Below are 23,605 nucleotides of genomic sequence, written 5' to 3' on the forward strand. Positions count from 1 at the left end.
GAGGGCCATGGCACACAGCGACACCGGCGCGGAGCACCAGCACAGCTACATCGCCAACCGCACCAAGGACGACTACCTCAAGCGGCTGCGCCGCATCGAGGGCCAGGCGCGGGGTCTGCAGCGGATGGTGGAGGAGGAGCAGTACTGCATCGACATCCTCACCCAGGTCTCCGCCATGACGAAGGCCCTCCAGTCCGTCGCCCTCGGCCTGCTCGACGAGCACATGGCGCACTGCGTCGTGAACGCCGCCAGGGAAGGGGGCGAGGAGGCCGACATCAAGCTCAAGGAGGCCTCCGACGCCATCGCCCGCCTGGTCCGTTCCTGACGCGTCCCGATCCGACTCCACCCCATCCAGCGAGAGGAATCTCCGATGAGCACCACCCAGACCTTCACCGTCACCGGCATGACCTGCGGCCACTGCGTCGCCTCCGTCACCGAGGAGGTGCAGGAGATCTCCGGCGTCCAGGACGTCGCGGTCGACCTGCCCACCGGTGCGGTCACGATCACCAGCGCCGCCCCCCTCGACGAGTCCGCCGTGAAGGCCGCCGTCGAGGAGGCCGGCTACCAGCTCGCATGAACACCCCGACGCGGCTGGCGGGCTTCGGTGCCGTCGCCGCGGCCGTGTTCGGCATCGCGCTCCTCGCCGGCCGGGCCATCGGCCCGGTCGAGGTGGAGAAGCCGGGCCACGACACGCACGCGGGCGACGCCACCGGGGGCCACGCCGAGCACCAGCAGGACGCCGGGACGACGACCGAGATCCCAGGAGGACTCATGACGTCGCAGGACGGCTACACCCTCACCCTCGACCACGCGCAGGCTGCCGCCGGCGCCGCGGTCCCGGTGAGCTTCACCATCACCGGACCCGACGGCGCACCCGTGACGTCGTACGACGTCCAGCACGACAAGCGGCTCCACCTCATCGCCGTACGACGCGACTTCAGCGGGTTCCAGCACGTCCACCCCACGCTCGACGGCGGCACCTGGTCGACCGACCTCGCGCTGACGCCCGGGACGTGGCGGCTGTTCGCCGACTTCAAAGCCACCGGCGGCGAGGCACTCACCCTCGGCACCGACCTCGCGGTCGACGGCGCGTTCGAGGCGGCAACGCCGGCCCAGGAGAACCGCACCGCCACGGTCGACGGCTACCGGGTCACCCTCGACGGCGACCTGTCCGCCGGCGCCGACGCGAGGCTCACGCTGAGCGTCAGCAAGGACGGCAAGCCGGTCACCGATCTGCAGCCCTACCTCGGCGCCTACGGCCACCTGGTCGCGCTGCGCAGCGGCGACCTCGCCTACCTCCACGTCCACCCCGACGGCGAGCCCGGCGACGGTACGACGCAGCCCGGGCCGGACGTCGTGTTCCACACCGCCGTCCCCAGCGCCGGCACCTACCACCTCTACCTCGACTTCCAGCACGACGGCGTCGTGCGCACCGCGGCGTTCACCGTGACCGCCGGGGACACCGGGGACGAGGAGAAGCACGGAGGCAGCGGTGAGCACGGACACTGACCACCAGGTCGAGCTCGCGCTGACCGGGATGACCTGCGCGTCGTGCGCCAACCGGATCGAGCGCAAGCTCAACAAGCTCGAGGGCGTCACCGCGACGGTCAACTACGCGACCGAGAAGGCGAAGGTGACCTACGCCGACGGCGTCTCCACCGACGACCTGGTCGCCGCCGTCGAGGCCGCCGGCTACGGCGCCTCGCTGCCGAGGCCGCCGGCCGCAGAGGGACAGGAGCCCGCAGCACAGGCGGATCCGGTCGCGACCCTGCGGCAGCGGCTGGTCGTCTCGGCGCTGCTGACGGTGCCGGTGGTCGCGATGGCGATGGTGCCGGCCCTGCAGGTCGACAACTGGCAGTGGCTCTCGCTGACGCTGGCCGCGCCGGTGGTGGTGTGGGGCGCGTACCCGTTCCACAAGGCGGCCTGGACCAACCTGCGCCACGGCACCTCCACCATGGACACGCTGATCTCGCTCGGCACGCTCGCCGCGCTGGGCTGGTCGCTGTACGCGCTGTTCTGGGGCACCGCCGGCACGACCGGGATGAAGCACCCGTTCGAGCTGACCATCGAGCGCAGCGACGGCAGCGGCAACATCTACCTCGAGGCCGCCGCCGGCGTGACGACGTTCATCCTGGCCGGGCGCTACTTCGAGCAGCGCTCGAAGCGGCGGGCCGGCGCGGCCCTCAAGGCGCTGCTCGAGCTCGGCGCCAAGGAGGTCGCCGTCCTCGGACCCGACGACGTCGAGGTCCGCGTCCCGGTGGGCGAGCTGAAGGTGGGCGACCGGTTCGTCGTGCGCCCGGGCGAGAAGATCGCCACCGACGGCGTGGTCGAGCGCGGCAGCTCCGCGGTCGACGCCTCGATGCTGACCGGCGAGTCCGTGCCGGTCGAGGTCGGGGAGGGCGACGCGGTCGTCGGCGCGACGGTCAACGCGGGCGGCCGGCTGGTCGTCCGGGCGACCAGGGTCGGCGCGGACACCCAGCTCGCGCAGATGGCGCGGCTGGTCGAGGACGCCCAGAACGGCAAGGCCCAGGTGCAGCGCCTGGCCGACCGGATCTCCGGGATCTTCGTCCCCGTCGTCATCCTGCTCGCGGCCGGCACCCTCGGGTTCTGGCTGGGCACGGGCAACGGTCTCGCCGCGGCGTTCACGGCGGCGGTCGCGGTCCTCATCATCGCCTGCCCGTGCGCCCTCGGCCTGGCCACCCCGACCGCCCTCATGGTCGGCACCGGCCGCGGTGCCCAGCTCGGCATCCTGATCAAGGGGCCCGAGGTGCTCGAGTCCACCCGCGCGGTCGACACGGTCGTCCTCGACAAGACCGGCACGGTCACGACCGGGCGGATGACGCTGCGCGACGTGGTCGCCGACGACGGCGAGGACGCCGCCGAGGTGCTGCGGTACGCCGGTGCGCTGGAGGACTCCTCCGAGCACCCGATCGCCCGCGCCATCGCCGACGCCGCCCGCGAGGCCGGTCCGCTGCCTGCCATCGAGGACTTCGCGAACGTCGAGGGCCTCGGCGTGCAGGGCGTGCTGCTCGACGGCGACGCATCGCACGCGGTGCTCGTCGGCCGGCCCCGCCTGCTGGAGGAGTGGTCGCAGCACCTGTCGCCGTCGCTGGCCGCCGCACTGGCGCAGGCCCAGGACACCGGCGGCACGGCGGTCGCCGTCGGCTGGGACGGCAGGGCCCGCGGGATCGTCGTGGTCGCCGACGCGGTCAAGCCGACCTCGGCCACGGCCATCGCCCAGCTGCGGGAGCTGGGCCTGCGGCCGGTGCTGCTCACCGGCGACAACGCCGTGGTGGCCCGGACGGTCGCAGCACAGGTCGGCATCGACGAGGCCGACGTCATCGCCGACGTCCTGCCCGCCGACAAGGTCGACGTCGTCAAGCGGCTGCAGGACGAGGGAAGCGTGGTGGCCATGGTCGGCGACGGCGTCAACGACGCCGCGGCGCTCGCCCAGGCCGACCTCGGCCTGGCGATGGGCACCGGCACCGACGTGGCGATCGAGGCCAGCGACCTGACCCTGGTGCGCGGCGACCTGCAGGTCGCGGTCGACGCGATCCGCCTGTCCCGGCGGACCCTGGCCACGATCAAGGGCAACCTGTTCTGGGCGTTCGCCTACAACGTCGCCGCCCTGCCGCTCGCCGCCGCCGGCCTGCTCAACCCGATGCTGGCCGGCGCCGCGATGGCGTTCTCGTCGGTGTTCGTGGTGTCCAACAGCCTGCGACTGCGCTCGTTCAAGGCCACGGCGAGCTGATCGCGGAACCCGTCAGGAATCGAGAAGCAGCGGCGGCGGGGTCGGCCATAGCGTCAGGGACATGAACACCAACTCCCTGGACACCATCCTCCTCGAGGTGGCCGACCCGGCCGCCGCTCGCGACTTCTACGCCCGGGCCTTCGGTCCGGACCTGCCGCTCGACTTCCGGGCCTCCGAGGCCCCGACCGAGGGATTCCGCGGCTTCCACGTCTCCCTCACCCTGGCCCAGCCGGCCGACGTCGACAGCTTCGCCGAGACCGCCCTGGCGGCCGGAGCCACCGCGATCAAGCCGGTCGCGAAGTCCTTCTGGGGCTACGGCGGCGTGCTGCGGGCGCCTGACGGCGCGATCTGGAAGGTCGTCAGCTCGTCGAAGAAGAACAAGGGGCCGGCCAGCCGCGACATCGAGAGCATCGTGCTCCTCATCGGCTGCGACGACATCACCGCCACCAAGCAGTTCTACGTCGACCGCGGCTTCGAGGTGGCCCGCAGCTTCGGGCGCAAGTACGTCGAGTTCGAGCCCGGCTCGGGCGCGGTGACCCTCGGCCTGCTGCCCCGCAAGGCGCTGGCCAAGGACGCCGGCGTACCGATCGAGGGCAGCGGTTCGCACCGCGTGGTCCTCGTGGGAGGCCAGACCGCGGCGAGCGACCCCGACGGCTTCGCGTGGGAGCCGGCCGGCAGTGCCGGGGTCAGCGGATCGCGAAGCCGAGCCACGACCCGAGGATGACGGTCGCGACGACGACCTCGACCCGCCGGGCCAGGCGCGAGGGGTAGACCCGGTCCTCGAGGTAGTGGGCGATGAACCCGCGCTCGTCCATCCTGGGCTTGCCCGCACCTTCGCGGCCCCAGTCCTCCAGGCGCGAGAGCGGGCAGGCGGCATCGGTCACGGCCATCCGGCCGCCCCACGCGGCGGCAGCGAGGTGCGGGATGACCACCCACGGCATCAACCAGGCCAGGAACCCGCCCACCACCGTGAAGCCGACGAACAGCACGTGGACCACGAAGGCTCCTGCTGCGACGACCCGGTGCATGGGCCGGATTGTAGTGACACGGCGTCACAGGTCCGCGGGTGGCCGGGACCCACTGATCGCCTCAGCACGCGTAGGTGGTGAAGGTGTAGCTGATCGACGCGGTCGAGTCGAAGTGCAGCTGCACCTTGGTGTAGTGCCCGACGGCGGTGCGGTAGGCGAGCACCGTCGTCGAGCCGGCATCTCCGGCGGTCTGGAGGTTCGCGGTATAGGGGAGCGACTTCAGGTCGGTGCACGAGAGACCGTTGTACGTCGTGCCGATGGGATTCGCCCCTGCCGCGCCCAAGATGGCCGCCACCGTGCCGCCGGTCGGCGATCCCCATCCACCCGCGTAGCCCGCGTCGCAGCCGGCGCAAGCAGACCCGGTCGACTGCGCGCCAGTCTCCCAGTCGATGAAGCCGCCTGCAGGCATGGTCCCGTTCCCCGAGGCCACGACAGTGGTGGGAACCGCGTGCGGGCAGGTGATCTGGCGACTGACGACGCTCCGCGCGCCGACGGAGTCGACCGTCGAGACGGCGATGGTCGACGTGCCGCCGTCGCCCGGGTAGGAACGCGTGACGCTCTCGACTCCCGTCGGCTGCGCGACCACGACGGTGTCTGTCGGGAATCCCCCACCGTTGACCAGGTACCTGTTCACCGGTCGCCCGTTGGCAGCAGGCGCGGACCAAGCGAAGGTGACGACCCCCGCGGGGTCGACGCTGCAGGGCGACGGCGCGGCCGCGGGCACGAGCGGCAGGGCGTACGGCTGTGCCGCCAGGCCCGGGGTGGACGAGCTGGTCGGTGCGCTGCAGACCGGGGTCGCGGCCGCAGTCGTGGTGCACAGGGCGACGGACACGACCACCGGCCGGTTGTCGATCACCAGCGGTCCGGTCAGGAGCACAGGGAGGCTGGCCCCGGGCGACGGCGCCGCTGCGGGGACCCAGTCGCCCTGGGACCCTCCCGAGTCGTCGGCGGACCAGTGCAGGTGGTGGAACGTCCCAGTGCCGAAGCTCGCCGGAAGCGTGACGGAGACGTCCAGCGTCTGATCCGGCCGCACCGCAGCCACGGTCACCGCTGTCGGCGGCAGGGGTGGTTTCGAGGCGCTCACCGGACCAGCCCAGTGCCGTAGTCGGCTGGATCGATGGCGCCCGTTGACGGCCTTCACCGCATAGAAGTGCGCCACCCCGTCGACGGCGACCTGGTCGCGACACGCGCGCACCGCCGGACCGACCGTGCACACGGTCCGGCGCGGACCTTCGACCCCTCCGTCCGCGCGCACCACCTTGTAGCGAAGCGGTCGACCGCGCCAACGGTGCTCCGCGGGCCAGGTGACGTCGACCGCCGTGGTCGCTGCTCCCACGCCCACAGGCACCACGGCGGCGTCCGGCGCTGGCAGCGGCGCCGGGCGGCGCTTCGCGACCGTTGCCGTCGCGTCGGAGGGCACGACGAGCAGGGCGACGGTGACCAGGAGCGAGACGAGCTCCCCACAACGACGTACCGGACGGAAGGACATCCCACGGCCCCCTCTCGGAGCCGTCAGGCGATGCCGCCGACCCCCATGAAACCCACGGAACCCATCATGACGGCGACGAGGCCGGGGTCAACCCCATCATTCGGCATCACAGCAGCCCCGTCGCCGCGAAGGCCCGCGCGTAGATCGCCCGCACGACCTGCTCCTTGCGGGCGTTGTACTGCATCCCGTGCTCCCCGGCCGCGCTCGAGGCGGCGGACGCGGCGAGCTTGGCGGCGGCGTACCGCTCGCGCTCGTCGGGGTTGCCGCGCAACCAGTCGCGGAAGATCCGGTGCTTGACCACCTCGGGGCTGTCGGGGCCGAAGACGTGCACGTGCGAGGTCGGCGACGTGCCGCGGAGCAGGCGGTGCTCGAACCACCAGGGCTCGCGCACCCGCAGCACGAAGCCGCGCGCCTCCAGCGCCGGCACGTAGGACGCCTCGTCGGCAGGGTCGGCGACGACGAGGTCGACGTCGATCACCGGCTTGGCGGGCAGGCCGGGGACGGCGGTGGAGCCGACGTGCTCGACGACCAGTGCTCGCCAGCCGAGCGCCTCCCTCACCCGGGCGGCGACCTCCTCGAACAGGTCGGGCCACGCGGGATCGGCCGCCACGACCGCCACGTCCGGCGACGGACCGGCTCCGTCCACCCACGGTGAGGCGCCCGGCGGGACGGGCGGGTCGTGGAAGGTGACGATGTCGTGGCGGCTCGGCACGGTCGGCTCGCTCAGCCCGCCAGGCCGTGCTCGTGGGCGAACACGACGATCTGCACGCGGTCGCGCAGCCCGAGCTTGCGCAGGATCGCGCCGACGTGGGTCTTCACCGTCGACTCGCTGAGGAACACCTGCCCGGCGATCTCCTGGTTCGACAACCCGCGCGCGACGGCGGCGAAGACCTCGCGCTCCTTGTCGGTGAGGCCCGTGTACGACGCGGGCGGGGCGGCGGCCGCCCTGAACTGGCTGTCGAGCAGGGTGGACAGGTCGGCCGGGGCGAGCACGGCGTTGCCGGAGTGCACGGTGCGGATGGCGTCGCGCAGCATCACCGGGGTGGTGCCCTTGAGGAGGAACCCGCTGGCGCCGTACCTGATCGCGGTCGCGGCGCGGTCGTCGAGGTTGAAGGTGGTGAGCACGACGACGCGGACCGGCTTCTCGCGGCGGGCGGCGCGGTCGGGCAGGAAGATCTGCCGGGTGGCCTCGACGCCGTCCATCTCCGGCATCCGGATGTCCATCAGCACCACGTCGGGCGCGAGCTGGTCGACCAGGCGGACGGCCTGGACGCCGTCGGCCGCCGTACCGACGACCTCCATGCCCTCCTGGGCGTCGACGATCACCCGGACGCCCTCGCGGAACAGCTCCTGGTCGTCGACGAGCAGCACCCGGATCGGCTCGGTCATCGGTTCCTCACCGGCACCCACGCGGTCGCGGTGAAGGTCGGCGGATCGGACCGCCGGCGTACGTCGAGCCGGCCACCGACCGCCTCGAGGCGGCGCCGCATCCCGTCCAGCCCCTGTCCCCCGCTGTCGGCCGGATCCCCCGCAGGTACGGCGTTGCGGACCTCGATCCGCAAGTCGCCCTCCCAGTGCCGCTCGACGTGAACCGGCTGGTCGCGCCGGCCGTGCTTGATCGCGTTGGTCAGCATCTCCTGCAGCACGCGGAACGCGACGACCGCGAGCTCGGGCGGCATCGGCTGCGGCGTACCGACCTCCGTCGTGACCACCTCGTGCCCGCTGGCCCGCACCCCGTCGACCAGGCTGTCGAGGTCGGTCTGCTGCGCGGCCGCCGTCGGGCCCGCCTGCCCAGCGGTCGAGGAGAGCACCTGCCGGACGTCCTCGAGCGAAGCGCGCGCGGAGCCGGCGATGTTGGCCATCGTCGTCTTGAGGCCCTGGGTGTCGGCGTCCTCGAGGTACTGCGCGGACTCGGCCTGCGCGAGGATCACCGCCAGCGAGTGGCCGACCACGTCGTGCACGTCGCGCGCCAGCTGGGCCTGCTCCTCGCGCAGCCGGGCGATCTCCTCGGCCTGGTCGCGCTGCGCCTCGGCTGCGACCTGCGAGCGCCGCGAGTCCTGGGACCGGGCGGCGAAGCGGAGCGCGAGGCCGAGCAGCCACGGCGTCGCCAGCAGCGCGAAGCCGACCAGCCCGGCGGCCAGCCGCCAGTCGTAGCGACTGTAGGAGTCGATGGCGAGGCGCTCGACGCCGAGCATCTGCAGCACCCGGTAGAACGAGTACGGCGACGTCATCAGCACCGCGATCGCCGCACTCAGGGGGATCGAGAGGCCGCTGAGCCAGACCGTCGGCGGCCGGCCCCACCGCGCGCAGCCGAACGCGACGGCGGCGAGCAGCACCTCGGTGAGCATCGGTTCGACGCCGATCACGACCTGCACCAGACCGGTCCCCCACGCGACCGCGAGCGCTGCTGCGGGCAGCCGTCGGGCCAGGCCCACCGCGACCGCAACGCCGACCACGACGAGCAGCGCGGGCAACGGGTCGGGCTCGTAGGAGCGCTTCACCTCGAGCAGCCCGATCACCAGGGCGACCGCCCCGACGACCAGGTCCGGCAGCCAGCGCTCGGCACGGTTCACGCCGGTCCTCCTGCCGGGTCGGTCGAGATGGTCTGCGGACAGCGAACCACACGCCTCACCGATGCGCGGAGCGGACGAGCTCGTCGAGCAGCTCGGCGTACGCCATGCCACCGGCGGCGAACATCCGGGGCGCCTGGGAGTGCGCGGTCATGCCGGGCATGGTGTTGACCTCGTTGAGCACGGGGCCGGCGGCGGTCAGGAAGAAGTCGACCCGAGCGACGCCCGCGCAACCGAGCGCGTCGAACACCTCGGTGGCGGCGTACCGGAGCGCCTTCGCGTCGGCCTCCTCCAGCCGTGCGGGAAGCCGGAAGTCCGCGTGGCCGCCGTACTTCGCGTCGTAGTCGAAGATCCCGTCGGCCACGATCTCCAGCGCCGGCGGGACGAACAGGCTGCCGTCCGCGCGCTTCAGCACGGCGACGTCGACCTCGCGACCGACCACCACGTCCTCGACGAGCACGCGGTCGTCGAGCGCGAAGGCGGCGTCGAGGGCAGGCTGCAACGCATCGGGGACGTCGACCCGGCTGACGCCCTGGCTGGACCCGGCCGCGACCGGCTTGACCACGACCGGGTGCGTCCAGCGCAGGTGCCGCGCGGTCGCCGGGGTGACCAGGACGCCCGGTGCGACGGCGATCCCGACCGCCTGCGCGACCAGCTTGGTCGCCCACTTGTCCATGGCCAGGGCGCCCGGGCGGATGCCGCTGCCGACGTACGGCAGGCCGGCGAGCTCGCACAGGGCGGCCAGCGCGCCGTCCTCGCCACGCGGGCCGTGCACGACGGGGAAGACCACGTCGCAGCCGCGTAGCACCTGGGCCGCGCCGCTGAGCCCGATCGGGCGCAGGCCGCGGTCGCGCCAGGTGCCGTCGCGGCCGATGGTGAGGGGGACGACGTCGTACGTCGCGGGGTCGAGCGCGCCCGCGACCGAGGCCGCGGAGGCGAGGGAGACGTCGTGCTCGCAGTTCTGCCCGCCGCCGATCACGGCCACCCGGGTCCTCATGCCAACCTCCGCAGGTACGTCGCCGGGCGGACCAGGCGCGGGACGCGGGCGCCGATCCCGGTGACCACCTCGTGCTCGATGGTCCCGGCCCAGGCGGCCCACTCGGCGACGGTCGGCTCGCCGTCGCGTCCGGGCCCGAAGACGGTGACGGTGTCGCCGGGCTGCGCCCCGTCGGCGCCGAGGTCGACGACCACCTGGTCCATCGAGATCCGGCCGACGAGCGGGCGCCGTACGCCGCGGACCAGGACCTCGGCGCGCCCGGAGGCGACGCGCGGCAGGCCGTCGGCGTACCCGAGCGGGAGCAGGCCGAGGTGGGTCGCGTGGGTGGTGCGGTGGTCGTGGCCGTAGCCGACGGGGGTCCCGGCACGGACCCGTCGTACCTGCACCAGCGGCGCGGTCAGCGTCATCGCCGGCTCCAGCGCGGTGGTGCGAGAGGGGTCGATGCCGACCAGGCCGGCGCCGACGCGGCTCATCGTGTGGTGCGTGCGCGGGTCGGTCAGGGTGGCGGCGGTCGCGGCGAGGTGCCGGTCCCGGGGCCGCAGCCCGGCGGCGCGGGCGACCTCGACGGACCACGCGAACCGCGTCCTGCCGCAGGCGTTGCAGGCGTCGGCCGGGTCGTCGGCGCAGCCCAGGTGTCCCATCACACCGACGACCTCGACCTCGCCCCGCTGCTCGGCACGACGGGCCGCGCGGCACAGCGCCGCCCACTCGGTCGGCTCCGCGCCGTCGCGGGCCATGCCGGCGTCGACGTGGAGGTGGACCTTCTGCCTGCCGGGAGCTGCGGCGACGGCCGCGAGGTGCGCGAGGCTCGGGACGGCGACGTCGACGTCGCGGACGGCGGCCGCAGGGAAGTCGGCGTCGACCGGGTTGAGCCAGCTGAGGACAGGTACGACGAGACCCGCGTCGCGCAGCGCGAACGCCTCCGCGAGGCTGGTGACCCCGAGCCGGGTGGCGCCGTGGGCGAGCGCGGTCCGCGCCACCTCCGTCGCGCCGTGCCCGAAGCCGTCGGCCTTGACCACCGCCATCAGCTCGCCGCTCGCGTGGGCCGCGAGGGTACGGGTGTTGCGGGCGACGGCGCCGAGGTCGACGGTGAGCTGCGGTTTGCTGACCGTGGTGGCGCGCTGGACCACCGCGAGCCCGCCGCTCACGCCGCTCCTGCCGCCACCGCCGCGGCGATCGGTCCGTAGAGCGCGTGCGGCGCGTGGGTGAGCAACGCCCAGTACCGGTCGCCGTAGCTCCAGTGCCACCACTCCGTCGGGTAGTTCACCAGCCCCTGCGAGCGCAGCACCCGGGCCAGCAGCGTGCGGTGCGCCCGCGCGTCCTGGCCGATCCCCGCCGCCGCGAACCAGCACCGCCCGTCGCTCTGCTCCGGCGTCGCGTCGATCGCCGTCCCGAGGTCGAGCTCGTCGCCGGTGATGTCGACCAGGGTGAGGTCGACCGCGGCCCCGGCCACGTGCGGCGCCACGTCGACGGGAGCCACGAACCGACTCGTCAGCCGCTCGAGCGCCGTGTCGCCGATGCCGGGGTGCAGCGCGGCCAGCTCGGCGCCGTACGACGCCACGATGGCGCGCTGCTCCTCGACCGGCCGGAAGCCCTCGACCACGCGGAGCCGGATGCCGGGCGGCAGCAACCGGTCGGCGGCGACCAGCCGGTCCGCGAGGTCCGCGCGCACCAGGGCGCCGGCGGGCGAGAGGTCGTGCGGCAGGCGCACCAGCGGCTCGCCGCACTCGGCCACGGGCACCGCTCGGACGCGGGGATCGGACAGCAGGATCGTCATGCCGTCCACGCTAGGAAGCCGGCAGGGTGCTCCACCTCGGCCTGAGGTACCGGGCAACGGTCCTCAGGTGCCGCTCGTGAACCTCCCGCATGGGGCTGGTTCAGGCGGCGCGTGGTCGGGCGGGTGCGTAGGTGATCCCCGCCTTGCTGTAGCCGTCGCGGGTGTTGCGGGGTGGTGGGGTCCACACGGGTTGTCTGGTGTCGTGGTCGATGTGGACGGCCCAGGGGGTCTGGTGGACCAGGACGTGGTGGTGGCGGCACAGCATCACGAGGTTGTCGAGACTGGTCGCACCGCCGTCGGCCCAGTGGCGGATGTGGTGGGCATCGCAGGCGAGGGGCATGCGGGTGCAGCCGGGGAACGCGCAGTGCCGGTCGCGGATGACCAACGCGGTCCAGATCGCGGTCGTCACGAGTCGTTGGGCACGGCCGACGTCCAACACCTGCCCGTGGGCGCCGAGCACGGTGGGGATGATCTCGGCGTCACACGCCATCCGCCGGACCGCGGTCGCCGAAACCCGGGCTCCGGTCGGCGTGTGTCCGTTGCGGGCCAGCCCGGCGTCGATGACCTGCTGCTCGAGTGATTCCTGGTCGATCAGCACCACCACTCGCGGCTTGGTGCCGTGGTCACGGGGCAGCTCGTCGGTGGCGGCGAGCCGGTCACAGGCGTCGACCAGCGCGTCCCAGAGTCGGGCACCGGCCTCACGCGGGTCACGCCCATCGTGGCGGCAGCCCGGGGTCAGACACGCCGCAGCGCTCGTGGAGACCCCGTCGTCGTCGAACATCGCTTCACCCGGTGCACGGTTCACACCGCCGCACGAGCCCGGCTCGCTGGTCACGGGGGCGGCGAGGGGGTGGAGGGTGGCCTTGATCCTCTCGACGTCCTCCACACTGCCGTAGCCCTTCACCCTCACCCCGCCGTGGCCGTCCTCGGCGAACGACAGGTGCCGGGCGTGATGAGCAGCGCGTTCGGCCTTCGCGCGTTCCTTCTCCGCGTTGACCAGCGCGGCGTCGGGGTCGAGCTCGCGGACCACGTCACCGAACACGGTCTGCAGATCCGACGCGTCGTGCCCACGGGCCTCGACCAGCTCCAGCATCCGCCCAGCGACCGCGGTCCGGAACTGCGGCACCCGGGGCAAGGTGTGGACCTTCGACGCGATCGTCCGGGCCTGGGGCAACGTGACCCGCCCGGACTCGAGGGCCTCCTGCACCTCCGGGAGGTCACGCAGCTGCTCGACCGCGCGGACCAGCCCACCACCAGTCCCCTTGTGACCACCCGTGGCGTGGGTGAGGAAGTCCTTGACCGACGCCCACCCCAACCCCCGGACCGCGTCGGTGGCATCGAGCCGCTCGATCCCGCGCAGCAACGCGGCATCGAGGAACGAGCGTGCCGCGACGATCGCCTCCACACCCGCCACCACGTCCGGCCCGTCGACCGCGTCCCACTCGACGCCGGCCAGCACCGAGGCACGCTCGGCCACGGCTGTGGCCTGGTCGAGCGCCCCGGGAGAAGTCATGCGCTCATCCTATCGAACACCTGTTCGAATCGTCAAGGCTCGCCTGACGGTCTCTCAGATCTCGCGTTCCCGAGGCGCGCAGGGCCCGGTGAGGTCCGCGCTCCCGCACCCAAGGTTGCAACCGCAAGAAGGCGGACCGCCTGGCGAGACGTCGTGGCCATGGAGCCGCCCGACGAGACACTGCAGGCTCGATTCGGGAGGCTCACCAAGGTCACCGACCGGTCACCTCACGGGCACCAGTCGAGCTTCGAGCGCCGTGCTCACCAACGCGATCTGGTCACCGCTCAGGCGGACGACGATCGACTGCGCGCAGTCGGCCAACGCGACCAGACGGTGTGCCCCCTGCCCCCACGCCGACGCATCGAACGCGTAGGGCGCGAACGCGACGAACGCATCCCATGCGCCGACCTGGTCGTTCTTTCGTACCCCCGTCCGGCGGTAGAGCCGGTCTTCCCCGCGTCTGGGCTCCCTCAACGAGCTCAAGCGCTCGGCTGCCTCGCGCACCTCGCTCGGCCACTCCTCCGCCATGGACCATGGAATGTCAGTCTCGAAGGTCGCGACCTCCGGCGCCGCGAGGGCAAGAAGCTCCCGGCACACGTCAGCTCGCTCGGAGGTGCTCAGCCCATCCGTCTCGACCACGTACTTGTCCCGCGACACCACAAGCTCAGGTTGTCACGAAGCCCCCGGGATCTGGCCCACGTTCTGGCAACCCTGGCTGCGCTGCCCGAGCCTCAGTCCTCGCGTCCGGGGCATGCCGCCGCGGCGCTGAGCGGGACCTCCCTCATCCCCTCCAGCGCATCGACCGCCCGCGAGCGTCCCAGGTTCCACTCCAGCCAGTCGTCGCCACCCACCTCCCGACCCGCGAGCGCGCACACCCGGTCGTTGCCGGTGAGCTCGGCGAGCGCGGGGACGGCGTCGTCGGACAGGCCGCGCAGGTAGAACCAGTCGACGCGGCCGGTGTCGTCGTACCGCGCCAGGTTGTGGCGGGCGATCCACGCGTCCGGGTTGACCAGGGCCAGGCCGAGCAGACCCACGACGCCACTCAGGAGCGCGAATCGCGCGAGCCACGCACCGCGGAGCCCGATCCCGCTGACGAGCACCGCGAGCACGAGCAGCCCCAGCCAGCCCTCGAAGACGTCGACGAGCAGGCGCAGGCGGGTGAAGCCGTAGGCCTCTTGGTAGACGTCCATCCGGTACAGCGCCGACGCGACCACGACGAGCGTCTCCGCGCACAGTGCGCCGAGGGCTACCCGCAGCCAGAGCCGGTCGGACGGGGTCTCGCGCGGGGCCTTGCGGGCGGCGACGGCGATCACGAGCAGGGTCAGGGCGGTGGCGACGGTGAGCTGGGCGAAGCCCTCGTGGACGTACTCGGCGTACGTCAGCCCGGTCGTCCGCTGCAGGTAGGCGTGCCCGCCGAACACCACCGTCGCCTGGGCGACGAGGAAGACCGCGAAGACACCGACCACGACGAGGACGGGAGCGAGCCACTCGTAGCGGCGCGCCACCGACCGCGGGCCGGTCGTGCTGCGCTCGACGCGCGGCGGGTTGAGCGAGAGGTACGCCGCCGCGAGCACGGTGCCGCCGACGGCCACGGTCACGAAGGCCCGCAGCACGAACGTGTCGATCGTCAGGTCGGGCAGCAGCGCGTCGACCCACTCCGCGACGAGCGCGTCGGCGGAGGCGAAGAGCGCTCCGAAGACGACCAGCCCGAGCACCGACCAGGCCAGGGTGCGCAGCACCGCGGCGCCGTGGCCGACGACCGGGACCGCGGCGATGGTCCGCCCGAGCCACGGCATCCCGCGCAGCCCCGCGACCGGCCACATCAGCCCCGACAGCAGGAACCCGCCGAGGCTGCGTCCGCGGGTCACGCCGATCACGCACACCCCGGCGCCGGCGAAGAGGCAGAGCACGACCACCCACTCCGCATCGCGTACGACGGCGGTCGCGGCGAGCAGCACGCACAGCCCCGCGCAGGTGAGCGTGAACGGGTCGCGTCGCTGCCGGCTCGCACCGAGCACCACCGACCCGGCGGCGAGCAGGACCAGGAACGTGCCGATGCCCAGGGCGCGCTCGGGCAGGACCAGGCCGCCGAGCAGGCCGGCGCCGACGGCGCCGAGCAGCAGGGCTGGGCGGGCCGGGACTCCGCGCTCGGGCCAGAAGCCACCGAGCAGGTCGTCGGTGATGGACGGCGGCGGGGACACCGGGGCCGGCGGGGGTGCGGTCGGAGTGGACACGGGTGCCTCCTGGCTCGACGGGATCGGTACGGCGCCCGGGCGGGCCGCGGGTTCGAGGGGCAGCTCGACCCGGACCCGGGCGCCCGTGGCGCCGCCCTCCGGGTCGAGGAAGCCGATGGTGCCGCCGTGCAGGTCGGTGACCCACCGGGCGATGGCGAGGCCGAGACCGGTGCCCCCGGTGCCGGCGGATGCGGCGAGGGTGCCGAACGGCTCGAAGACCCGCTCCCGGTCGGCCGCGGGGACACCGGCTCCGGAGTCGCGGACCTCGATCCGGTACCGCTCCCCCGCCACCTCGGCCCGCACCACGACCGTGCCGCCGGCAGGACTGTGCCGCGACGCGTTGTCGAGCAGGTTGGCGACGAGCTGGTGCAGTCGCGCCGGGTCGGCGGTGACGACGAGGTCGGGCGGGGCCACGCGCACGTCGTACGTCACGCCGCGGCCGAGCGCCTGCGCCTCGGCGACCGCATCTCTCAGCAGCTGGGCGAGCGGGACGGCCCGCGCCGCGAGCGGCGCCTTCCCGGCGTCGACACGGGCCAGGTCGAGCAGGTCCTCGACCAGGCTGCTCATCCGCTCCGCCTGGGTGAGGGCGGTGGCGAGCACCGCAGGGTCGTCGGGGACGACGCCGTCGACGACGTTCTCGAGCACCGCCCGCAGTCCGGCGAGCGGGGTGCGCAGCTCGTGGCTCACGTTGGCGACCAGGTCGCGGCGCTGCCGGTCGACGCCGGCGAGGTCGCGGGCCATCGTGTTGAACGCCCGGGCCAGCTCGCCGACCTCGTCACGTGCGGTGTCGGGCACCCGGACGGCGTAGTCGCCGGTCGCCATCCGCCGCGCGGCCTCGGTCATCTGCCGCAGCGGCGAGGTCATCCCGACCGCGAGCAGCTGGGTGAGGGCGAGCGCGAGACCGATGGTGACCGGGATCGTCAGCCAGGTGGGTACGCCGTCCGAGCGGCCGAGCGCGGCGACCAGCGCGGCCACGGTGGCGCTGGCCGCGACGAGCAGACCGAGCTTGACCTTGATCGAGCGGACGCCGACCAGCGGTTGGGGCGTCACGGCGCCGGCACCTCCAGCGCGTAGCCCACGCCGTGCGCGGTGCGGACCAGGTCGGCGCCGACCTTGGCGCGCAGGCCCTTCACATGGCTGTCGACGGTGCGGGTCCCGGTCGCGCCGTCCCACCCCCAGACCTCGGCGAGCAGCTTCTCGCGGGTGACGACCGCGCCGGGTGTCGCGGCCAGGCAGAGCAGCAGGTCGAACTCGGTCGGCGTCAGCCGCACCTCCTCCTCGCCACGCCACACCCGCCGGGCCGGGGCGTCCACCCGCAGGTCGCCGAGCTCGAGCGCCTTCCGGCCGGCCAGCGAGGCCGCCCGGTCGACGCGGCGCAGCAGTGCCGCCACCCGGGCGACCAGCTCGCGCATCCGGAACGGCTTGGTCAGGTAGTCGTCCGCCCCGACCCCGAGCCCGACCAGCACGTCGGCCTCGTCCGCACGGGCGGTGAGCATCAGCACCGGCACCGGCCGGTCGGCCTGGATGCGGCGGCACACCTCGTGGCCGTCGTACCCGGGCAGCATCACGTCGAGCAGCACGAGGTCCGGCTCGTGCTCGTCGTGCGCCGCCACCGCACCGGGCCCGTCGAAGGCCCGCACGACGTCGTACCCCTCGGCCCGGAGGCGGTCGGCGAGCGCCTGGTTGATGACCGGGTCGTCCTCGACGACGAGGACCAGGCGGCGCACGCTCTCCATGCCTCCGAGGCTACGAGCGTGGAGGGGCGGGAGGCGGGGACGACGTGTGCAGGTTCTGTGCAGATCGGCGCAGACCGGCGCGGATCGGGCAGGTCGATCAGCGACGCGCGGCGATCTCGTCCTCGACGTACCGGTCCCCGGTGGCGTAGAGCCCGCACAGGTACAGCGGCACGCACAGGCCGAGCAGCAGGAGCACCGACGGCGTCCAGCTCCCGGTGGCGGCGTGCAGGGCGCCGATCCCGAACGGCCCGGCCGCGGCCATCAGGTAGCCCGCGGACTGGGTGAAGCCGGACAGCGCGGCGGTGCCCTCGGGGGTCCGGGCACGCAGCCCGATCAGGGTCAGCACCAGCGGGAAGGTGCTGCAGCCCGCGCCGATCGCCAGCGCCCACAGCCAGCCGAGCGGGCGGGGATCGGCGAGGAAGCCGAGGTAGCCGACCGGGTAGCAGGCGATGAGCGCGGTGAGCAGCCCGCGCTGGTCGCGGAACCGGCCGGCGAGGACCGGGATGAGCAGCGAGAGCGGGATGCTGGCACCGGTCACCACGCCGAGCAGGACGCCGGAGGCCTCGGCGGAGTAGCCGGCGTCGCGGCACATCTGCGCGAACCAGCCGAAGATCGCGTACGCCTGCAGCGACTGCAGCCCGAACGCACCCACCATCGCCCACCCGAGCCGGGTGCGGGCGATCGCGCCGACGCCGAGGGAGCGGGTGCGGCGGCCCTCGTGGAGGTCGTGCCGGATCAACCCGATCCACGGCAGCACCGCGATGCCTGCGGTCAGCGACCACGCGAGCAGGCCGCGGGTGTAGTCGACCTGGTCGCCGCCGCCCGTCGCGATCGGCACGCTCAGTGCCGACGACACGGTGAGGCCGACCGCCATCGACGTCGTGTAGACGGCCGTGAGCTGGCCGACCCGGTCGGGGAAGTGGAGCTTGACCAGCGAGGGCATCAGCACGTTGGCGGTGGCGGCACCGGCGAGCGCGGTGAACGAGAGGACGAGGAACACCCAGCCCTGGTGGACGTGTCCGCGCGCCCACAGGCAGCCGGTGAGCAGCAGCAGCCCCAGCAGCGCGACCCGGTGCAGCCCGATCCACGACGCCAGCCGCGGCGCCAGCCCGCCGACGACGGCGAAGCAGATGACCGGGAGGGTGGTCAGGATCCCGGCCTGGGTGTCGCCCAGCGGCACCCCCGCGCGGATCTCCTCCAGCAGCGGGCCGACGCTGGACGCGGCCGGGCGCAGGTTGAACGCGAGGACCACGATCCCGAGGACGACGAGCAGGCGCTGGAGGCGGGTGTCCTGGACGACGTCGTCGGTGATGGTGGTCACGGAGCCATGGAACACCAGACATCCGATGTCCATTCCGCCGGGTTCGGCGCGTGCTTCAGGTGCGGTACGTCGCCCGCCGCACCAGCACCTCGAACGGACCGCGGCGCCCGCGCCGCCCCAGCTCGGCCGCGAGGAGCACCGACCCGGCCCAGGTGGTGATCGCGAGCAGGGCCGTCGCGGTGACGGTGAGGGTGCCCGCGAGCCCGAGCAGGTAGGGCGTGAACACGACCGCCCACACCACCGACTGCGCGAGGTAGCAGGTCATGGAGCGCTGCCCGGTCGCGGCGAGGGCGTCGATCACCCGGCCCGGCCGGCCCTCGACCACGCTCTCGAGCCGGCGCGCGGCGAGCGTGACGAGGGCGGCGTACCCCAGCCCACCGAGCACCCCCGTGGCGTCGTGCAACGGTCCGACCACGTCGAGCACGCCGGCGGACGGGACCGCGATGACGCCGGCCAGCGCCAGCGCGACCGGCTGCGCGCCGAGCACCGCCACCGTGATGCCGGCGGCGGCGACCGTCACGAGCAGCCGCCGGTAGCGCTCGGGCTGCTCGAGCACCCGCCGACGACCGGCCCACAGGCCGAGCAGGTAGGGACAGGCGAACCCGATCGGCCCGAGCAGTGCGATGAACGCCAGCACCGGTGGACGCTCGGCGAGCTGGGTCGCGAGGTCGGGCGGCAGCATCACGGTCCCCGGCGGGTCGGTGCTGACCGACAGCGAGTCCGCGGACGGCAGGGCGCTCAGCGCCAGGAACAGGCCGGCGACGACCAGCAGCCACCGGTCCGACCAGCGCACCGCCCAGGCGCCGACGATCAGCAGGACGCCGTACATCGCGAGGATGTCGCCCGCGAACAGCAGCAGCCCGTGGACCACGCCGACCGCGAGCAGCACGCCGGCCCGGCGCCACAGCAGGTGGCGCACCTCGCGCGGGGTGGCGCCCGCCTCGCTCTGGCGGCGCACGATGTGCGCCACGCCGTAGCCGAACAGGAAGCCGAACATCGGGAACGCCCGGCCGTCGACGAAGGTCGCGATCACCCACGTGACCGCGCGGTCGACGCCCGAGCCGTCGAGCGGGAACCCGCCGCGGATCTCGGCACCGGCCGTCGTACCCGTCAGGAAGTAGTGGGAGTTGGCGAGCGCGATGAACAGCAGCATGCAACCGCGGGCCAGGTCGGGTCCGAGCGCCCGCGCGGACAGGGCGACGGGGCCTGCGCTGGTCGTGGAGCTCACCGCGCCAGTCAAGCCGCGCCGGCACGCGGCCACATCGGACCGCGGTCGGCGCCGCCCCCTACTTCGGTCGGTGCACCTGCGCAGGCACCTGCGGTCGGCCGCCTACCTCGACGAGGCCGCGCGCGCCGCCCTCGACCTCACCGACGCGCTCAGCCGAGGTCGGGCGGCGTCGTCTCCGTGAGCCGGGGATCGGGATCGCCCGACGCCATGCCCAGCGCGCCCGCCACCACCCGCCCGAGGGTGAGCAGGTCGCCGGGCCTGCGCTTGTCGAGCCCGGCGACCAGCTGCTTGAGGATCGTCAGCTGGTCGAAGTAGATCCGCTCCGCCACGAGGTTCTCGTCCTCGTCGAAGACGAAGTACGCCGTCATCCGGGTCCGGTGCGCCGACCCGGTCGGCGGCATCCTCCCGAGCGGACCGAGGTGCGTCCCGGTCAGCCAGAACTCCACGACCACCGCGTCGTGGGTGTGCCGCAGCGCGATGATCTCGTGGTCCTGGTCGGGGAACGCGACCCGGGTGTCGTGGTAGTAGCCGCGCACCTCGTCGTCGCCGTCGTGCACCGTCATCGAGGCGACCAGCTCGTAGTGCGGGTGCGGGAAGGTCGACAGCGTGGCGTCCCAGTCCTGACGCACCTCGTCGTGGAAGTGGTCGAGCACCAGCTTCTCGCGGGCCTCGAGGACCTCGGCCGGCGGCAGCGTGAAGCGGGACATCGGCGACTCCTGGCGTCCGGTCGTCACTCGGCGGGCGCCGTGCGCACCCGGCCGTCGTCGGTGCGGTAGCCCAGGGCGAAGCTCGGGCACCGGTCCACGACCGCCACGATCTCGTCCGCGCTCGCGCGGCTCGGGTCGATCCACGGCCGGGCGTCGCGGTCGAAGACCGCCGGCAACCCGCGGACACACTCGGTCGCGTGCCGGCAGCGACCCGGCTCCCAGGTCACGACGATCCCGTCGCCGGCGTACTCGCGGATGGTCTCGCGGGGCTCCACGCCGTCAGCGTACGCCGGGGGGCGACACCCTAGGCTCGCCCGCGTGAACCTCGTCGTGTGGATCGTGACCGGGCTGCTGGCCGCACTGTTCTTGATGTCCGGCTCGATGAAGCTGGCCAAGTCGAAGGAGCAGATCCTCGCCGACCCGCGGATGGGCTGGGCCGAGACGATGCCCGCCGGCCTGATCAAGGTGATCGGCGCGAGCGAGGTGCTCGGTGCGCTCGGCCTCGTGCTGCCCGGCGCCCTCGAGGTCGCGACGGTGCTGGTCCCGGCGGCCGCGATCGGCCTCGCCGTGATCATGGCGCTCGCCGTCGTCACCCACCTGCGCCGCGGCGAGCGGCAGACCGCGCTGTTCAACGCCTTCCTGCTCGCCCTCGCCGTGTTCGTCGCCGTCGAGCGGATCGGCCCGCAGGCCTTCTGACGCTGCTACGGCGCGCGGAGGATCACGCTGACGAACACCATGCCGTCGTCGTCGCGCCAGGCTCCCACAGCCGCCTGGCGGTACGACGGCCGCACGATCACCTCGTGGTGCGAGGGCGAGTCCATCCACGCACGCACGACGGCGGCCGGGTCCCGGAAGCCCTTGCCGCGGGCGATGATCTCGCCGACCCGGCGCCCGCCGCAGTGGTCGAAGACCTTGCCCAGCCCGGGGTAGTGCACCATCTCGTCGCGCACGGCCATCCGCCGCGACCGGGCCTCGGCGACGTCGTCGACGCAGGCCGAGGCGGTCAACCCGGACAGGTCGCGTCGTACCCGGCGCCGCTCGATCGCCTGCAGCACGGCCGTCTCGTAGGCATCACCCATCGGTCGCACGACCCGCTCGGGCGCGGAGGCCGCGACCCCCGCCGGGCCGGCCACGACGAGCGCGCTCGTCACCACGAGCAGCGCGAGGGCCGCGCGGACCAGGGCATGCATGGGGGACACCTCCGAGCCGGTGTGATCCCTCAACGCTGGTGCCGGAGCGGCGTCGCCGTCAACCGTGGGTCCACGGGGGCGTCGGGCGAGACGACGGTGAGATGCTGGTCAGGTTGATCCTCACGGGGCGTCCTCCGGGTCGGTCGGGGGTCACCGGCGCAGCGCGACCGCCCGGACCCGGCCGCCACGGCCGGGGATCATCGTCACGTTGCGGTGGACCGGCCGCTCCGGTGCGGGATCGTCGACGACCAGGTCGGCGCGCCGCACGATCTCGGGCACGACGATCCGCAGCTCCTCCATCGCCAGCGCGGCGCCGAGGCAACGGCGCGTGCCACCACCGAACGGCAGCCACTCGTGGGCACCCGGCTTGCGGCCGAGGAAGCGCTCGGGTGCGAACCGGAACGGGTCCGGGTAGATGTCGTCGCGGTGGTGGAGCAGCAGGATCCCCACCAGCAGGCGGCTGTCGGGTGGCACGACGACCTCGCCGAGCCGCCACGGCACCCGCACCCGCCGCCCGATGAGGGGTACGACGGGCCGCACCCGCATCGACTCGGTGATGGTCGCCTCGAGGTAGCCGTCCGGGTCCTCGCCCGAGCGCACCACGTCGCGCAACCGGTCGTCCGCGGCAGGCGTGCGCAGCAGCCGCTCGAAGGTCCACGCGATCGAGTTCGCCGTCGTCTCGTGGCCGGCCAGGACCAGGGTCAGCAGCTCGTTGCGCAGCTCGAGGTCGCTCAGCGGCGCACCGTCCTCGTCGCGGACGTCGAGCAGCAGGCCCAGGATGTCGTGCCGGGCACCCGGTTCGTGGGCGGCACGACGCGCCGCGATCACGGCGTACATCGCGGTGTCGAGGCGCGCGACGATCCACCTCTGCGGACCCACCGACTCCTCGCGGTCGAGGTTGAGCAGCTCGGCGAGCTGGGCGAGCGGCCCGACCGAGAGCCGCAACGTCTGCCGTACGACGTGCCGCAGGCGCGCCTCCTCCGGCGCTGCCCGGTGGTCGATGCCGAAGACGCCGCTCATGATCACGTCGAGCGTGATCGCCTGCGTCGTCGCGGCGAGCGGGAACGGCGTACCCGTGGTCCAGCGGTCGAGGTGGCGCCGGGTCGCGGTCTCGATCTCCGCGCGGTAGCGGGCGATCGCGTCGCCGTGGAAGGAGGGCATCATCAGCTTGCGTCGGCGCCGGTGCTGGTCGCCGACGGCGGTGAGCACGGACAGCCCGAGGATCGGGCGCACGGGCGACTCGCCCGCGAGCGAGGGCGCCACGTCCGGAGGGGCCGCGAACAGCGAGCGGACGTGCTCGGGGTGGCGGGTCAGCACGACCGGCTTCGGGTCGAGCAGGCTGGCGAACGAGAACGCCTCGCCACGCCGGGCCCCGGCGAAGAGCTCGCCGCCGAGGTCGGCGGTGATCCGCAGGCTCTGGCGCAGCCGGTTCGGGTGCCCGGTGGCCGGCGCGGCCGGGCCGGTGCTGCCGGGCTCGAGCGGCCCGGCCAGCGACGGCTCCGGGAGGACCGGGTCGAGCGCGGCACCGGTCGAGGCACGTGCGTACCAGGGATCCGGGCGGCCGCGGCGCATCAGGAGGCCGACCAGTCCGCGCGCAGGATGCTGTAGGAGTAGCAGTCGCGGTAGGCGCCGTCGCGCCACTGGGCGCCGCGAACCGTGCCCTCGCGGGTGAAGCCGGCCTTCTCCAGCGCCCGTTGCTCGGCGAGGTTCTCGACGTCGGTGCAGGCCTCGACCCGGTTGACGCTGGTGTGGCGGAAGAAGAGGTCGACCAGCGCCCGCTGGGCCGCCGTGCCCGCACCGCGGCCGCGCGCCTCCGGGCGCAACCCGATGCCGATCATCGGGTTGCGCGACTCGGGCATCGGCCCCCACTGCTGCCAGATCCAGCTCACGCTGCCGAGCAGCAGGCCGCCGGTGTCGCAGACCGCCATCCCGCCGTGCTCACGCAGCACCGGGGAGTACGGCTCGGTGCGTGGTGCTCGGGGCCCGAAGTCGTCGTACGGCGCATCGCCGACCGCCAGCAGCGGCAGGTCCGCGGCCACGACGGGCCGGAGCACGACGTCCATC

At 73.5% G+C, this 23,605-nt stretch carries 25 protein-coding genes; 6 read left to right on the forward strand and 19 right to left on the reverse strand.

All coding sequences use genetic code 11. The features are described 5' to 3' along the window. Positions 1 to 7: 7 nt before the first annotated feature. The 5 genes from BJ958_RS19325 to BJ958_RS19345 all read left to right on the forward strand — a co-directional run bounded on the left by BJ958_RS19325 (position 8) and on the right by BJ958_RS19345 (position 4,475). Complete coding sequence (locus BJ958_RS19325) at positions 8 to 325, forward strand: metal-sensitive transcriptional regulator (protein ID WP_179728507.1); 318 nt, start codon at positions 8 to 10, stop codon at positions 323 to 325. A gap of 45 nt (positions 326 to 370) precedes the next feature. Next, positions 371 to 577: a heavy-metal-associated domain-containing protein gene (locus BJ958_RS19330; RefSeq protein WP_179728508.1), complete on the forward strand. Its 207-nt coding sequence runs from the start codon at positions 371 to 373 to the stop codon at positions 575 to 577. Further along, complete coding sequence (locus tag BJ958_RS19335) at positions 574 to 1,509, forward strand: hypothetical protein (RefSeq protein WP_179728509.1); 936 nt, start codon at positions 574 to 576, stop codon at positions 1,507 to 1,509. Before BJ958_RS19330 ends, BJ958_RS19335 begins: the two co-directional genes overlap by 4 nt. Positions 1,510 to 1,537: 28 nt before the next feature. Beyond that, positions 1,538 to 3,751: a heavy metal translocating P-type ATPase gene (locus tag BJ958_RS19340; protein ID WP_179730276.1), complete on the forward strand. Its 2,214-nt coding sequence runs from the start codon at positions 1,538 to 1,540 to the stop codon at positions 3,749 to 3,751. Positions 3,752 to 3,812: 61 nt separating this feature from the next. Continuing rightward, positions 3,813 to 4,475, forward strand: coding sequence for a VOC family protein (locus BJ958_RS19345; RefSeq protein WP_179728510.1), 663 nt, complete (start codon positions 3,813 to 3,815; stop codon positions 4,473 to 4,475). Here the strand turns inward: BJ958_RS19345 and BJ958_RS19350 are convergent. From BJ958_RS19350 to BJ958_RS29155, 16 genes are all read right to left on the reverse strand, one after another. Next, entirely contained in the window at positions 4,438 to 4,779 is a 342-nt protein-coding gene (locus BJ958_RS19350; RefSeq protein ID WP_179728511.1) for a DUF2784 domain-containing protein, read from the reverse strand. The genes BJ958_RS19345 and BJ958_RS19350 overlap by 38 nt on opposite strands. Before the next feature lie 61 nt (positions 4,780 to 4,840). Beyond that, on the reverse strand, positions 4,841 to 6,268 hold the full coding sequence (locus tag BJ958_RS19355) for a hypothetical protein (RefSeq protein ID WP_179728512.1): 1,428 nt from the start codon (positions 6,266 to 6,268) through the stop codon (positions 4,841 to 4,843). Between the two features lie 106 nt (positions 6,269 to 6,374). Then, positions 6,375 to 6,980 carry a GrpB family protein gene (locus BJ958_RS19360; protein WP_179728513.1) on the reverse strand — a complete coding sequence of 202 codons (606 nt, stop codon included), beginning with the start codon at positions 6,978 to 6,980 and terminating at the stop codon, positions 6,375 to 6,377. Positions 6,981 to 6,991: 11 nt separating this feature from the next. Beyond that, positions 6,992 to 7,657 (reverse strand): response regulator, encoded by a 666-nt coding sequence (locus tag BJ958_RS19365; protein WP_179728514.1) that lies wholly within the window; start codon positions 7,655 to 7,657, stop codon positions 6,992 to 6,994. Continuing rightward, positions 7,654 to 8,841, reverse strand: coding sequence for a histidine kinase (locus BJ958_RS19370; RefSeq protein ID WP_179728515.1), 1,188 nt, complete (start codon positions 8,839 to 8,841; stop codon positions 7,654 to 7,656). Before BJ958_RS19370 ends, BJ958_RS19365 begins: the two co-directional genes overlap by 4 nt. A 55-nt stretch (positions 8,842 to 8,896) precedes the next feature. Next, positions 8,897 to 9,835 carry a D-alanine--D-alanine ligase family protein gene (locus BJ958_RS19375; RefSeq protein WP_179728516.1) on the reverse strand — a complete coding sequence of 313 codons (939 nt, stop codon included), beginning with the start codon at positions 9,833 to 9,835 and terminating at the stop codon, positions 8,897 to 8,899. Continuing rightward, positions 9,832 to 10,983: an alanine racemase gene (gene alr / locus BJ958_RS19380; RefSeq protein ID WP_343052741.1), complete on the reverse strand. Its 1,152-nt coding sequence runs from the start codon at positions 10,981 to 10,983 to the stop codon at positions 9,832 to 9,834. The genes BJ958_RS19375 and alr overlap by 4 nt, the downstream gene beginning before the upstream one ends. Next, on the reverse strand, positions 10,980 to 11,612 hold the full coding sequence (locus BJ958_RS19385) for a M15 family metallopeptidase (protein ID WP_179728517.1): 633 nt from the start codon (positions 11,610 to 11,612) through the stop codon (positions 10,980 to 10,982). The genes alr and BJ958_RS19385 overlap by 4 nt, the downstream gene beginning before the upstream one ends. A 100-nt stretch (positions 11,613 to 11,712) precedes the next feature. Beyond that, positions 11,713 to 13,125, reverse strand: a complete 1,413-nt coding sequence (locus BJ958_RS19390) for an HNH endonuclease signature motif containing protein (RefSeq protein WP_179728518.1) — start codon at positions 13,123 to 13,125, stop codon at positions 11,713 to 11,715. A 222-nt stretch (positions 13,126 to 13,347) separates the two neighbouring features. After that, positions 13,348 to 13,785: a hypothetical protein gene (locus BJ958_RS19395; RefSeq protein WP_179728519.1), complete on the reverse strand. Its 438-nt coding sequence runs from the start codon at positions 13,783 to 13,785 to the stop codon at positions 13,348 to 13,350. Between the two features lie 71 nt (positions 13,786 to 13,856). Continuing rightward, positions 13,857 to 16,409, reverse strand: a complete 2,553-nt coding sequence (locus BJ958_RS19400; RefSeq protein WP_179728520.1) for a DUF4153 domain-containing protein — start codon at positions 16,407 to 16,409, stop codon at positions 13,857 to 13,859. Then, positions 16,406 to 17,095, reverse strand: a complete 690-nt coding sequence (locus BJ958_RS19405) for a response regulator transcription factor (RefSeq protein ID WP_179728521.1) — start codon at positions 17,093 to 17,095, stop codon at positions 16,406 to 16,408. The genes BJ958_RS19400 and BJ958_RS19405 overlap by 4 nt, the downstream gene beginning before the upstream one ends. Before the next feature lie 97 nt (positions 17,096 to 17,192). Beyond that, a complete protein-coding gene (locus tag BJ958_RS19410) occupies positions 17,193 to 18,416 on the reverse strand; it encodes an MFS transporter (protein ID WP_273519271.1) in 1,224 nt (407 codons plus the stop codon). A 55-nt stretch (positions 18,417 to 18,471) separates the two neighbouring features. Beyond that, positions 18,472 to 19,644, reverse strand: coding sequence for a DUF418 domain-containing protein (locus tag BJ958_RS19415; protein ID WP_343052742.1), 1,173 nt, complete (start codon positions 19,642 to 19,644; stop codon positions 18,472 to 18,474). Positions 19,645 to 19,793: 149 nt separating this feature from the next. Next, the gene (locus BJ958_RS19420; protein ID WP_179728523.1) at positions 19,794 to 20,351 is read right to left on the reverse strand and encodes an ester cyclase; all 558 of its coding nucleotides are present in this window, start codon (positions 20,349 to 20,351) and stop codon (positions 19,794 to 19,796) included. Positions 20,352 to 20,374: 23 nt separating this feature from the next. Then, on the reverse strand, positions 20,375 to 20,626 hold the full coding sequence (locus BJ958_RS29155) for a (4Fe-4S)-binding protein (protein ID WP_179728524.1): 252 nt from the start codon (positions 20,624 to 20,626) through the stop codon (positions 20,375 to 20,377). A 43-nt stretch (positions 20,627 to 20,669) separates the two neighbouring features. On the opposite strand from BJ958_RS29155, the gene BJ958_RS19430 reads away from it, so the two are divergent. Continuing rightward, a complete protein-coding gene (locus BJ958_RS19430; protein ID WP_179728525.1) occupies positions 20,670 to 21,047 on the forward strand; it encodes a DoxX family protein in 378 nt (125 codons plus the stop codon). Positions 21,048 to 21,052: 5 nt separating this feature from the next. On the opposite strand, the gene BJ958_RS19435 is transcribed toward BJ958_RS19430, so the two are convergent. From BJ958_RS19435 to BJ958_RS19445, 3 genes are all read right to left on the reverse strand, one after another. After that, positions 21,053 to 21,541 carry a CAP domain-containing protein gene (locus tag BJ958_RS19435; protein WP_179728526.1) on the reverse strand — a complete coding sequence of 163 codons (489 nt, stop codon included), beginning with the start codon at positions 21,539 to 21,541 and terminating at the stop codon, positions 21,053 to 21,055. Between the two features lie 150 nt (positions 21,542 to 21,691). Beyond that, positions 21,692 to 23,113: a cytochrome P450 gene (locus BJ958_RS19440; protein WP_179728527.1), complete on the reverse strand. Its 1,422-nt coding sequence runs from the start codon at positions 23,111 to 23,113 to the stop codon at positions 21,692 to 21,694. Further along, the gene (locus BJ958_RS19445; RefSeq protein WP_179728528.1) at positions 23,113 to 23,604 is read right to left on the reverse strand and encodes a GNAT family N-acetyltransferase; all 492 of its coding nucleotides are present in this window, start codon (positions 23,602 to 23,604) and stop codon (positions 23,113 to 23,115) included. The genes BJ958_RS19440 and BJ958_RS19445 overlap by 1 nt, the downstream gene beginning before the upstream one ends. Position 23,605 lies beyond the last annotated feature (1 nt).

Origin of the sequence: Nocardioides kongjuensis (assembly GCF_013409625.1) — a bacterium.
In the GTDB taxonomy this organism is placed as follows: domain Bacteria; phylum Actinomycetota; class Actinomycetes; order Propionibacteriales; family Nocardioidaceae; genus Nocardioides; species Nocardioides kongjuensis.